This window comes from Kitasatospora sp. NPDC028961 (assembly GCF_055564815.1).
In genome coordinates, this window is record NZ_JBVHVO010000007.1 from 328,500 (window position 1) to 340,332 (window position 11,833).

Sequence of the window (11,833 nt, forward strand, 5' to 3'; positions counted from 1 at the left end):
GCGCCCCCTTCCTCCCGTTGGGTGTCAAGGCCTTCCTTGTTTGGTCCCTTTTCGGGGGCCCGCGGGGCTGAACGAGGAAACCCTGGAGGCCCGGGCGGTGGCGAGGGCCACCGCCCGGGCCTCCGGGCGTGCTGTTCGATCCTCGGGATCAGTGGACGTCGCCCATCAGGGCGATGACCCTCCTGCGGTACATCGCCAGGGCGATGCCGGCGAGGATCGCCATCGCGCCCTGGACCGCGAAGTACCAGGTGGAGCCGACCACCGAGTCGCCCAGGATCAGCTGGAAGACGGAGGCGACGCAGTCGCCCGCGGTGACGGCGAGGAACCACAGGCCCATCATCTGGCTGGCGTACTTGGCCGGGGCCAGCTTGGTGGTGACGGAGAGGCCGACCGGGGAGACGGTCAGCTCGCCGACGGTCTGCACCAGGTAGACCACGGCCAGCCAGAGCGGGGTGACCTTGGTGCCGCCCGAGGCGGCGGCCATCGCCATCATCATGACCAGGAAGGAGGCGCCGATCATCAGCAGACCGAAGGCGAACTTCATCGTGGTGCTGGGGTTCTTGGCGCGCTTGGAGAGCCACACCCAGAGCCAGGCGAAGACCGGGGCCAGCGCCATGATGTAGAGCGGGTTCAGCGACTGGAACCAGCTGGTCGGGAAGTCGAAGCCGAGCAGCGTGGAGGAGGTGTTCTCCTCGGCGAAGATGCTCAGCGTCGAGCTGGACTGGTCGTAGATCATCCAGAACACGGCGGCGGCGACGAAGAACCAGATGTAGCCGGTCATCTTGGACTTCTCGTCCGGGCTGAGGTCCTTGTCGCGCTTCATCCGGGTGAAGTACACGGCCGGGATCGCGATGCCGGCGATGGAAAGCGGCCAGATCGCCCACTGGATGGTGAAGTGGCCGGTCAGCGCGACCACCGCGTAGAACACCGCGGCGACGGCGAGCCAGAGGCCGGCCTTGCGCAGGACGGCGCTCTTCTCGGCGGCCGAGATCGGCGCGGTCACCAGGTTGCTCTTGGCGCTGAGGTGACGGGTGCCGACCAGGTACTGGATCAGGCCGAGGGCCATGCCGACGCCGGCGAGGGCGAAGCCCAGGTGCCAGTCGACCTTCTGCCCGACCGTGCCGATCACCAGCGGCGCCGCGAAGGCACCGAGGTTGATGCCCATGTAGAAGATGGTGAAGCCACCGTCACGGCGCGGGTCGTTCGGACCGTCGTACAGGTGGCCGACCATCGTCGAGATGTTGGCCTTCAGCAGGCCGGATCCGACGGCGATGAAGGCCATGCCGATGAAGAACGAGGCCGTGGCCGGGACGGCCAGCAGGAAGTGGCCGATCATGATGACGCAGCCGCCGACGGCCACCGTCTTGCGGGGGCCCCAGAAGCGGTCCGCGATCCAGCCGCCGGGCAGGGCGAACAGGTAGACCATGGCGTTGTACACGCCCACGATCGCGGCGCCGAGGGCGGCCGAGTAGCCGAGGCCGCCGTTCTTGGTCTCGGCGACCAGGTAGAGCACCAGCAGGGCGCGCATGCCGTAGAAGCTGAAGCGCTCCCACATCTCGGTCATGAACAGCGTGGCGAGTCCACGGGGGTGCCCGAGGAAGGTCTTGCCGCTGGGAGAGGCCGACTGAATGCCGGACTCCAGGGTCGTAGACGCCATGTGTAGTGGTTCCTTGCTGACAGCGTCCGCCTAGGGGGGTACGGCGGACGTGGACCAAACCACTGTACGTGGCCAGATTTGGCGTTATCAGCTGACAAAACACGCCAATTAGGTATGGCGATGGCAAAGTCTGCGATCAATCTGATCGATAGATCCATGGTAGGGCTGGACATGTTCCTTCGGATGCAAGATCCACCCGTGGAATCTTCGCCGAACAGGCGGTTGGGACATGTCCGTTGAGCGGTGATCGCGCTCCGTATAACGATCACGCTCTGTGAACTACCTCACAGCGCAGGCCCCCTATCCCCGGCGGACTACCATCACCACATGACCTGTGTGCTGCTCGCCGAGGACGATCCGGCGATCTCCGAACCGCTCGCCCGGGCCCTGCGACGCGAGGGCTATGAGGTGCTCGTCCGCGAGGACGGTCCGGCCGCACTGGCCGCCGGGCTCACCGAGGAGGTCGACCTCGTCGTCCTTGACCTCGGTCTTCCCGAGATGGACGGCCTGGAGGTCTGCCGCCGCCTGCGGGCCGACGGCAAGAGCTGCCCCGTCCTCGTCCTCACCGCCCGTGCGGACGAGGTGGACACCGTGGTCGGCCTGGACGCCGGTGCCGACGACTACGTCACCAAGCCCTTCCGCCTCGCCGAACTGCTCGCCCGCGTCCGGGCCCTGCTCCGGCGCGGCAACGTGGACCAGCTCACCACCGGCGCGCACGGGGTGAAGATCGACATCGAGTCCCACCGCGCCTGGCTCGGCGAGGAGGAGCTGACGCTCTCCGCCAAGGAGTTCGAGCTGCTGCGGGTGCTGGTCCGGGACGCCGGGCGGGTGGTCACCCGGGAGGAGATCATGCGCCAGGTCTGGGACACCACCTGGTGGACCTCCACCAAGACGCTGGACATGCACATCTCCTGGCTGCGCAAGAAGCTCGGCGACGACGCGGCCAACCCCCGCTACATCGCCACCGTGCGCGGAGTGGGCTTCCGCTTCGAGAAGAACTAGCCCCTGTAAGAAGAACTGGCCCCGTAAGGGGAACGAACCACCACGGGGAGCGGCAGCGTGAAACGCCGGATGATCAACTCGCTGCTGGGCGTCGTCCTGGTGGTCGTCGCGGTGTTCTGCGTCCCGCTCGCTCTGGTCGAGAAGCGCACCATCGTGAACTCGGCGCAGGACCGGGTGGACGCGGCCGCCGTCCGGGTGCTCGCCCTGGTGGAGAACCGGCTCTCTGCGGGCGAGCCGGTCACCGGTGACAAGTTCGCCAACCAGGTCACCGACGGCCAGTACGTCGAGGTGGACATCCCCGGCAAGTCCGTCGTCTCCAGCGGCGAGCGGCCGGCCGGGACCCACCTGCTGAAGTCCGTCGAGCAGGGCGCCAGCGGTGAGACCGTCACCGTCGAGCAGTCCCGGGCCGGCGTCGACCACGAGATCGCCAACATGCTGCTGCTGCTCGGCGTGGTGGCGCTGCTCGCCGTCCAGGCGGCCGTCGCCCTGGCCGTCTGGCAGGCCAAGCGGCTGGCCCGGCCGCTCACCGACCTCGCCGAGACGGCCGAGCGGCTCGGCTCCGGCGACCCGCGCCCGCGCGACCGCCGCTACGGGGTGCCCGAGCTGGACCGGGTCGCCGAGGTGCTGGACGTCAGCGCCGAGCGGATCGCCCGGATGCTCACCGCCGAACGGCGGCTCGCCGCCGACGCCTCGCACCAGCTGCGCACCCCGCTCACCGCGCTCTCCATGCGGCTGGAGGAGATCACCGCGGTCGCCGAGGACCCGGAGACCGTCAAGGAGGAGGCGACCATCGCCCTCCAGCAGGTCGAGCGGCTCACCGACGTCGTCCAGCGGCTGCTCACCACCCAGCGGGACCCGCGCAGTCCCACCGCCGTCGCCTTCGACCTGGACGACGTGGTCAAGCAGCAGGTGGAGGAGTGGGGCCCGTCGCTGCGCGGCACCGGGCGGGTGCTCCAGGTGGAGGGCCTGCACGGGGTCACCGCCGTCGGCACCCCCGGCACGGTGGCCCAGGTGCTGGCCACCCTGATCGAGAACTCGCTGATGCACGGCGCCGGGCTGATCACCCTGCGGGTGCGGCCGTCGGGGACGTCGGTGGTGGTCGAGGTGCAGGACCAGGGCGCCGGGGTGCCGCCGGAGCTGGGCAACCGGGTCTTCGAGCGGGCGGTCAGCGGGCGCAACTCGACGGGGATCGGCCTGGCGGTGGCCCGCGACCTCGCGGAGGCGGACGGCGGCCGGCTCGAACTGCTCTCGCTGAAGCCGCCGGTGTTCGCCATCTTCCTGGGCCGCAGCCAGCGCGAGGCCTGAGCGGCAGGTCCTTCGCGCGGCGCTCCCGGTCCGGCCCGTGCGGTGCTCTCAGAACCGGGTGTCGCGGACCACGTCCAGGTCGGTGAAGGTCGGCGGCTCGTCGCAGAGCGCGACCATCTCCCGGAAGATCCGGTCGGTCTCGGGCAGCGCGGAGTTCTTCATCGCGTCCTCGTAGGAGGCGAACTCGACGATCTCCACCAGGTGCCGCGGGTCCGCGCGGTCGGCGCCGACCATCGCGTGTCCGACCGTCCGCCGGCCCTCGGTCTGTTCGGCCCAGCTGTCCATCAGCCGGTTGAGGTCGTCCACCTTGTCGGTCTTGCAGTCGATGATCTGGACGAACGCCATGGCGAGCCTCCTGGGATCCCCCGGGCCTCGATCGTTCGCCGGCCGTGCTCGCCCTCGGTCACCACTGTCCTCCCGCCCGAGCGGGCGGGGCAAGGGGGTGGGCCTATTCGGCCTTGGCGTACCGGATCTCCTCGGCGGCGAGCACCAGCTCGGCCTGCGCGACGACCTCGGCCGCCGGGGCGGGCTCGGCGCCGGTCTCCGGGACGGCCGTGAAGACCCACGTCCGGTAGGAGACGAAGCGGAACACCGTGGCCACCGCGAGGCCGGCCACCTTGGCGGCCAGCTGCTCGAAGTGCGAGTCCAGGCCGAGCACGTAGACCGAGAAGCCCAGCACCCCTGTCTCGATCAGCATCCCGGCGCCGCTGAACAGCAGGAACAGCGTGATCTCGCGCTTGCGCGAGGCGGCGTCGCGGTCCCGGTACAGCCAGTAGCGGTAGCCGAGGTAGTTGGTCGCGATGGCCACCAGGGTGGCGGCGATGTTGGACCGCAGCGAGGCCAGGTGGAACCCGTTGATGCAGATCCAGAAGACGGCGAAGTTGACCACCACACCGCTCAGGCCGACGATGCCGAACTTCACCACCTCGCCCGACAGACCGCGCAGTCTCTGCGTCAGCGGGGGGTTCGACGCTGCGGTCGTCGCCATACCGGGCTGCCTCCATGTGCTGCGGACGAGGGGGCCCGGAGCGGATGCGCGGCTGGCCCCTTGAGCCCTGCGTGCACGCACATGATCGGACCACGCGTACCAGGACCTAGCGGTCCAGGCTACCCGGTTCCGCCGATCGGCTCAGCCCCCAGGGCTCCTCGCTCCCTGGGACGGTGCCGCCGGCCGTACGGTTCCATGGCGGTTCCATGGCCCCCGACCGGCCCGGATATCCTGGCGGGGTGACTTCCCCGGGCAATGCGAATTTTCCAGTAGTGGGCATGATCGGCGGCGGGCAGCTGGCCCGGATGGCACACCAGGCGGGCATCCCGCTCGGGGTCCGGTTCAAACTCCTCGCCGACACGCCCCAGGACTCCGCCGCGCAGGTGGTCTCCGACACCGTCCTCGGCGACTACCGCGACCTCGACACGCTGCGCCGCTTCGCGGCCGGCTGCGATGTGATCACCTTCGACCACGAGCACGTGCCGACCGAGCACCTGCGGGCCCTGCAGGCCGACGGCGTGGCCGTCCGGCCCGGCCCGGAGGCGCTGGTCAACGCCCAGGACAAGGGCGTGATGCGGGCCAGGCTCGACTCCATCGGGGTGCCCTGCCCCCGGCACCGGATCGTCTCCGGCCCGGCCGACGTGACGGCCTTCGCCGATGAGGGTGCCGGCTACCCGGTCGTCCTCAAGACCGTCCGCGGCGGCTACGACGGCAAGGGCGTCTGGGTCGTCGACGACGAGGAGCAGGCGCACGCGCCGTTCCTGGCCGGCGTCCCCGTGCTGGCCGAGGAGAAGGTGGACTTCGTCCGCGAGCTGGCCGCCAACGTGGTCCGCTCGCCCAGCGGCCAGGCCGTCGCCTACCCGGTGGTGGAGAGCGTCCAGGAGAACGGCGTCTGCGCCGAGGTGACCGCCCCGGCGCCGGACCTCGACCCGGCGCTGTCCGACGAGGCCCAGCAGCTGGCCCTGCGGATCGCCGGCGAGCTGGACATCACCGGCCACCTGGCGGTCGAGCTGTTCCAGACCCGGGACGGCCGGATCCTGGTCAACGAGCTGGCCATGCGCCCGCACAACTCCGGGCACTGGTCCCAGGACGGCGCCGTCACCTCGCAGTTCGAGAACCACCTGCGGGCCGTGCTCGACCTGCCGCTCGGCGACCCCCGGCCGCGCGCCAAGTGGACCGTCATGGTCAACGTGCTCGGCGGCGACTACCCGGACATGTACCACGCCTTCCTGCACTGCATGGCCCGTGACCCCGGCCTGCGGATCCACATGTACGGGAAGGACGTGAAGCCCGGCCGCAAGGTCGGTCACGTCAACGTCTTCGGGGACGACCTCGACGACGTCCGCGAGCGCGCCCGTCACGCGGCCGCCTACCTGCGAGGAACGATCACCGAATGACCTCCTCTTCCCACGGCCCCCTGGTCGGCATCGTGATGGGCTCGGACTCCGACTGGCCGGTCATGGAGGCCGCGGCCCAGGCCCTCGACGAGTTCGAGATCCCCTACGAGGTGGACGTCGTCTCCGCGCACCGGATGCCGCGCGAGATGGTCGCGTACGGCGAGGAGGCCCACCGGCGCGGCCTGAAGGCGATCATCGCGGGCGCCGGCGGCGCCGCCCACCTGCCGGGCATGCTCGCCTCGGTCACCCCGCTGCCGGTCATCGGCGTCCCGGTGCCGCTGCGCTACCTGGACGGCATGGACAGCCTGCTGTCGATCGTCCAGATGCCGGCCGGGGTGCCGGTGGCCACCGTCTCGGTGGCGGGTGCGCGCAACGCGGGCCTGCTGGCGGTGCGGATGCTGGCCGCGTTCGACCCGGAGCTGACCGAGAAGATGACCGACTTCCAGGCCGAGCTGAACAGCCAGGCCACCGAGAAGGGGAAGAAGCTGCGGGCCAAGGTGGCGGGTTCCGCCTCCTTCGGCTTTGGAAAGTAGTCATATCGGATACAACAGCTCGTATGACCTCTGAGCTGTTGGACTCCGCTGAGCAGCCCGACCCGGCCGCCCTGCTGGACCGTGCCCGCGCCCTCCTCCGCGACACCCCCGTGGTGGACGGCCACAACGACCTCCCCTGGGCGATGCGCGAGCAGGTCGGCTACGACCTCGACACGCTCGACCTGGCCGCCGACCAGAGTTCACGGCTGCACACCGACCTCGCCCGCCTCGCCGCGGGCGGGGTCGGCGCGCAGTTCTGGTCCGTCTACGTCCCCTCGCGGCTGGCCGGCGACCACGCCGTCAGCGCCACCCTGGAGCAGATCGACTTCGTCCGGGCCCTGGCCGCGCGCTTCCCCGACCGGCTCCGCCTCGCGTTCACCGCCGAGGACATGGAGGCCGCCCGCGCCGACGGCCGGATCGCCTCCCTGATGGGCGCCGAGGGCGGCCACTCCATCGACTCCTCGCTGGCCACCCTGCGCGCCCTGTACGAGCTCGGCGTCCGGTACCTGACGCTCACCCACAACGACAACACCCCGTGGGCCGACTCCGCGACCGACAAGCCGGCGGCCGGGGGCCTGACCCGGTTCGGCGAGGAGGTCGTCCGGGAGATGAACCGGCTCGGCATGCTGGTCGACCTCTCGCACGTCTCCGCCGACACCATGCGCGACGCGCTGCGGGTCAGCGAGGCGCCGGTGCTCTTCTCGCACTCCTCGGCGCGCGCCGTCTGCGACCACCCGCGCAACGTCCCGGACGACGTGCTCGGCCGGCTGGCGGCCAACGGCGGCGTGGCGATGGCCACCTTCGTCCCGAAGTTCATCCTGCCCGCCGCCATCGAGTGGACCGCCGCCGCGGACGAGAACATGCGCGCCCACGGCTTCGACCACCTCGACACCACCCCGGCCGGGATGGCCTGCCAGCGGGCCTTCGAGCAGGCCACCCCGCGCCCGGTCGCCACCCCGGCCACCGTCGCCGACCACCTCGACCACATGCGCGAGGTGGCCGGCATCGACCACATCGGCATCGGCGGCGACTTCGACGGCACGGCGTTCCTCCCGGCCGGGCTGGACGACGTGGCCGGCTACCCCAACCTGATCGCCGAACTGCTCGGCCGGGGCTGGTCGCCGACCGACCTCGGGAAGCTCACCTGGCACAACGCGGTACGCGTGCTGCGTGACGCCGAGGCCGTCGCGCGTGAGCTGCGGACCACCCGCCGCCCGTCCATCGCCACCCTCGCGCAGCTCGACGGCCTCGACGGCCTCGCCGGCTGAGCACGGCCTCGCCGGCTGAGCACGGCCTCGACGGCCTCGCCGGCTGAGCACGGCCTCGACGGCTGAGCACCAGCGCGGCCGGCCGTTCCCGGCCCGGTCCGCCCGGGAATGGCCGGGCGGACCGGGGTGCTGCCAGTGGTGAGTCCGCGGCTGCGAGGAGGCAGGGCATGCACGGCGACCCGGAGACGGTCCGCAAGATCCTTACCGAGCTGGGCGACACCTGGGCCGTGGTCGGCCTGTCGTCCAACCGCCGGCGCGCCGCGTACGGCGTCGCCGAGGTGCTGCAGCGCTTCGGGAAGCGGATCGTGCCCGTGCACCCGAAGGCCGAGACCGTTCACGGGGAGCAGGGCTACGCCTCGCTGGCGGACATCCCGTTCGAGGTCGACGTGGTCGACACCTTCGTCCGGTCGGACCTCGCCGGCGCGGTGGCCGACGAGGCCGTGGCCATCGGCGCCAAGGGCGTCTGGTTCCAGCTCGACGTGGTGGACGAGGCCGCCTACGAGCGGGCCCGCGCGGCCGGTCTCGCGATGGTGATGGACAAGTGCCCCGCCATCGAGATCCCCCGGCTCGGGCTCGGCGGGCGGTCCGGTTAGCACGCACGAGGCCCGCCGGTCGTCGGAACGACCGGCGGGCCTCGGCGCGTGCCGCGTCAGCTCGGGCGGCCCAGCGCCCGGTACGTCCAGCCGGCCGTGCGCCAGGCGTCGGCGTCCAGGGCGTTGCGGCCGTCCAGCAGGCGGCGCTCGGCGACCACCGTGCCCAGCTCCGCCGGGTCGAGGTCGCGGAACTCCTGCCACTCGGTGAGGTGCAGGACCACGTGCGCGCCCTCGGCGGCCTCCAGCGGGGACTGCGCGTAGGCCAGGCCCGGGAACATCTTGCGGGCGTTGTCCATCGCCTTCGGGTCGTACACCGTGACCTGCGCGCCCTGGAGCTGGATCTGGGCGGCGACGTTGAGCGCCGGAGAGTCCCGGATGTCGTCGGAGTTGGGCTTGAAGGCGGCGCCGAGGACGGCGACCCGGCGGCCGAGGAAGCCGCCGCCGCACTGCTCGCGGGCCAGCTCGACCATCCGGGAGCGGCGCCGCATGTTGATCGAGTCGACCTCGCGCAGGAAGGCCAGCGCCTGGTCGGCGCCCAGCTCCCCGGCCCGGGCCATGAACGCGCGGATGTCCTTGGGCAGGCAGCCGCCGCCGAAGCCCAGGCCCGCGTTGAGGAACTTGCGGCCGATCCGGTCGTCGTGGCCGAGCGCGGTGGAGAGCAGGGTGACGTCGGCGCCGGCCGCCTCGCAGACCTCGGCCATCGCGTTGATGAACGAGATCTTGGTGGCCAGGAAGGAGTTGGCGGCGGCCTTGACCAGCTCGGCGGTGGCGAAGTCGGTGACCACGAACGGCACGCCGGCCGCGATCGGCTCGGCGTACACCTCGCGCAGCAGCCGCTCGGCGCGCTCGCTGCGGGCGCCGACCACGATCCGGTCCGGCCGCAGGGTGTCCTGGACGGCGAAGCCCTCGCGCAGGAACTCCGGGTTCCAGGCGAGCTCGGCGTCCTCGCCGACCGGCGCCAGCGCGGCCAGCCGCTCGGCCAGCCGGTTCGCGGAGCCGACCGGCACGGTGGACTTGCCGACCACCAGCACCGGCCGGGTCAGGTGCGGGGCCAGCTCGTCGATCGCGGCGTCCACGTAGGACATGTCGGCGGCGAACTCGCCCTTGCGCTGCGGGGTGTTGACGCAGACGAAGTGCACGTCGCCGAACTCCGCGGCCTCCTGGGCGGAGGTGGTGAAGCGCAGCCGGCCGGTCGAACCCTCGTGGCCCGCCACGTGCTTGAGCAGCAGCTCGGACAGGCCCGGCTCGTACATCGGTACCCGGCCGGCGGTCAGCGTGGCGATCTTCTCGGGGTCGATGTCCAGACCCAGCACCTCGAAGCCGAACTCCGCCATGGCGGCGGCGTGGGTGGCACCGAGATAGCCGGTGCCGATCACGGAGATGCGGAGGGTCACGGGTTCCCCTTTGCGGAATCTCGACCTTGCCTGCCGTGGGACGGGCAGGACGTGCGAGCACCGATGCTATCCGCCCGTCCGGACCCGGCCCAGGCCGTCCCGCCTGCGCCGATGTTTCGGACGCCCGGGCGCTGCCGCCGGGCGCCGGGTGTGCGCCGGGCGCGATCCGGCGGAACCCCCACGCGGGTGCTGTGACCGGCGGCACAATGCGCGCATGGATCCGAAGCCCGAGAGCACGGACACACCGGACACACCCCACGCCGAAGCACCGCCGCGCCCGCCCCACGCCGACGAGGCGCCCCACGCCGAAGAACCACCCCACGCCGAAGAACCGCCCCACGCCGACGAGGCGCCCCACGCCGAAGAACCACCGCGTCCCGACGGGTCCGGCGGGCCGGCGGAGGGGCTCAGCCTCTTCGAGCCGCGCGCCGACGGCGAGGAGGCCGCCGGGCCGGACCGGGGCCCCGAGCCGCCGGCCCGCCGCCGTCGCACCCGCCGCGTCCTGCTTTGGACGCTCTCCGCGCTGCTCGTGGTGGTCCTCGGTACGGGCGGCGCGCTCTTCTGGGCGGCCGAGCACTACGCCTCCTCGGTCACCCGGATCCCGGACGCCTTCCCGACGGCGCCGGAGTCCGCCCAGCCGAGGCCCGTCCCGGCGAGCGGCCTCAACCTGCTGCTGGTCGGCCTGGACGCCCGCTCCGACGTGCCGACCACCGGCAGCCGGGCGAAGGCCCCGCTCTGGCAGGAGGGCGCGGCCCGCAGCGACACCATGATGCTGCTGCACCTGTCCGACGACGGCCGCAGCGCCTCGCTGGTCTCGCTGGCCCGCGACACCTGGGTGGACGTCCCCGGGCACGGCAAGGCCAAGCTGAACGCCGCGTACTCCTGGGGCGGCCCGGCCCTGATGACCGAGACCGTGCAGAACCTCACCGGCATTCGGATCGACCACCTCGCCGTGGTCGACTGGAACGGCTTCCGCGCCCTCACCGACGCCGTCGGCGGCGTGGACATCACCATTGCGCGCACCATCGAGGCGGCCGGCGAGGCCCGCGCCTGGGAGGCCGGGACCCATCACATGGACGGCGCCCAGGCGCTGCTGTACGTCCGTGAGCGCTACGGCCTGCCCGGCGGGGACCTCGACCGCACCAAGCGGCAGCAGAACTTCCTGCGAGCGCTGATGCTCCGGGTCATGGACTCCGGCACGCTGGCCAGTCCGTCCCGCCTCGGCGGCCTGCTGCAGTCGGTCGGCGAGGTGGTCAGCGTGGACGACCGGCTCTCCAACACCGACCTCTTCCAGCTCGCCTGGGGCCTGCGCTCGCTGCGCGCCGACGACGTCCGCTTCATGAACGCGCCGTTCGGGGGCTTCGACACCCGCGACGGCCAGAGCGTCGTGCTGCTGGACGAGCGTCCGGCGGCGCAGCTGTGGGAGGCGATGCGCAACGACCGGATGCCGGAGTACTTCCGGGAGCACCGGGCCGGCGACACCCTCGGGTCCGACGTCGACTGAACCTAGGCAGCCGCAGGTCGGAGCCCTAGGATCTACTTAACGGTAACTAACAACTGAGCGGCGAGGCAGGCATCATGGCGGGCAGCGCAGGGTCGGCGGACTTCGATCTCTTCCGGATCTCCGAGGAGCACGAGATGCTGCGTGAGGCGGTGCGTTCGCTGGCCGAGGCGAAGATCGCTCCGTTCGCGGCGG

Annotated in this window: 10 protein-coding genes and 2 pseudogenes; 8 read left to right on the forward strand and 4 right to left on the reverse strand. The window is 71.5% G+C overall.

Annotated elements, in window-relative coordinates:
- Window positions 1-148 precede the first annotated feature (148 nt).
- Window positions 149-1,657 carry a peptide MFS transporter gene (locus ACZ4UX_RS17010; protein WP_465707212.1) on the reverse strand — a complete coding sequence of 503 codons (1,509 nt, stop codon included), beginning with the start codon at window positions 1,655-1,657 and terminating at the stop codon, window positions 149-151.
- Between the two features lie 327 nt (window positions 1,658-1,984).
- Here ACZ4UX_RS17010 and ACZ4UX_RS17015 point away from each other — a divergent pair, with 327 nt between their 5' ends.
- Together ACZ4UX_RS17015 and ACZ4UX_RS17020 are read left to right on the forward strand one after the other, a co-directional pair.
- Window positions 1,985-2,659, forward strand: a complete 675-nt coding sequence (locus tag ACZ4UX_RS17015) for a response regulator transcription factor (protein ID WP_073924168.1) — start codon at window positions 1,985-1,987, stop codon at window positions 2,657-2,659.
- A 57-nt stretch (window positions 2,660-2,716) separates the two neighbouring features.
- Window positions 2,717-3,964: an ATP-binding protein gene (locus tag ACZ4UX_RS17020; protein WP_329487954.1), complete on the forward strand. Its 1,248-nt coding sequence runs from the start codon at window positions 2,717-2,719 to the stop codon at window positions 3,962-3,964.
- Between the two features lie 60 nt (window positions 3,965-4,024).
- Here the strand turns inward: ACZ4UX_RS17020 and ACZ4UX_RS17025 are convergent.
- Window positions 4,025-4,309: pseudogene (locus ACZ4UX_RS17025) on the reverse strand (ester cyclase); the annotation flags it as partial.
- Window positions 4,310-4,412: 103 nt separating this feature from the next.
- Entirely contained in the window at window positions 4,413-4,952 is a 540-nt protein-coding gene (locus ACZ4UX_RS17030) for a GtrA family protein (protein ID WP_329487953.1), read from the reverse strand.
- Between the two features lie 206 nt (window positions 4,953-5,158).
- On the opposite strand from ACZ4UX_RS17030, the gene ACZ4UX_RS17035 reads away from it, so the two are divergent.
- The 4 genes from ACZ4UX_RS17035 (at window position 5,159) to ACZ4UX_RS17050 (ending at window position 8,743) form a co-directional block, all read left to right on the forward strand.
- A complete protein-coding gene (locus ACZ4UX_RS17035) occupies window positions 5,159-6,349 on the forward strand; it encodes a 5-(carboxyamino)imidazole ribonucleotide synthase (RefSeq protein WP_465707213.1) in 1,191 nt (396 codons plus the stop codon).
- Window positions 6,346-6,882 carry a 5-(carboxyamino)imidazole ribonucleotide mutase gene (purE, locus tag ACZ4UX_RS17040; protein ID WP_329487951.1) on the forward strand — a complete coding sequence of 179 codons (537 nt, stop codon included), beginning with the start codon at window positions 6,346-6,348 and terminating at the stop codon, window positions 6,880-6,882. Before ACZ4UX_RS17035 ends, purE begins: the two co-directional genes overlap by 4 nt.
- A gap of 23 nt (window positions 6,883-6,905) precedes the next feature.
- Entirely contained in the window at window positions 6,906-8,150 is a 1,245-nt protein-coding gene (locus ACZ4UX_RS17045) for a dipeptidase (protein ID WP_465707214.1), read from the forward strand.
- A gap of 167 nt (window positions 8,151-8,317) precedes the next feature.
- On the forward strand, window positions 8,318-8,743 hold the full coding sequence (locus ACZ4UX_RS17050) for a CoA-binding protein (RefSeq protein ID WP_465707215.1): 426 nt from the start codon (window positions 8,318-8,320) through the stop codon (window positions 8,741-8,743).
- Window positions 8,744-8,799: 56 nt separating this feature from the next.
- Here ACZ4UX_RS17050 and ACZ4UX_RS17055 read toward each other — a convergent pair whose 3' ends face one another.
- Complete coding sequence (locus tag ACZ4UX_RS17055; protein WP_465707216.1) at window positions 8,800-10,137, reverse strand: UDP-glucose dehydrogenase family protein; 1,338 nt, start codon at window positions 10,135-10,137, stop codon at window positions 8,800-8,802.
- A gap of 214 nt (window positions 10,138-10,351) precedes the next feature.
- Between ACZ4UX_RS17055 and ACZ4UX_RS17060 the strand changes: the two genes are divergently transcribed.
- Window positions 10,352-11,641, forward strand: a complete 1,290-nt coding sequence (locus tag ACZ4UX_RS17060; RefSeq protein ID WP_465707217.1) for an LCP family protein — start codon at window positions 10,352-10,354, stop codon at window positions 11,639-11,641.
- Between the two features lie 74 nt (window positions 11,642-11,715).
- A pseudogene (locus ACZ4UX_RS17065) lies at window positions 11,716-11,833 on the forward strand (acyl-CoA dehydrogenase); the annotation flags it as partial.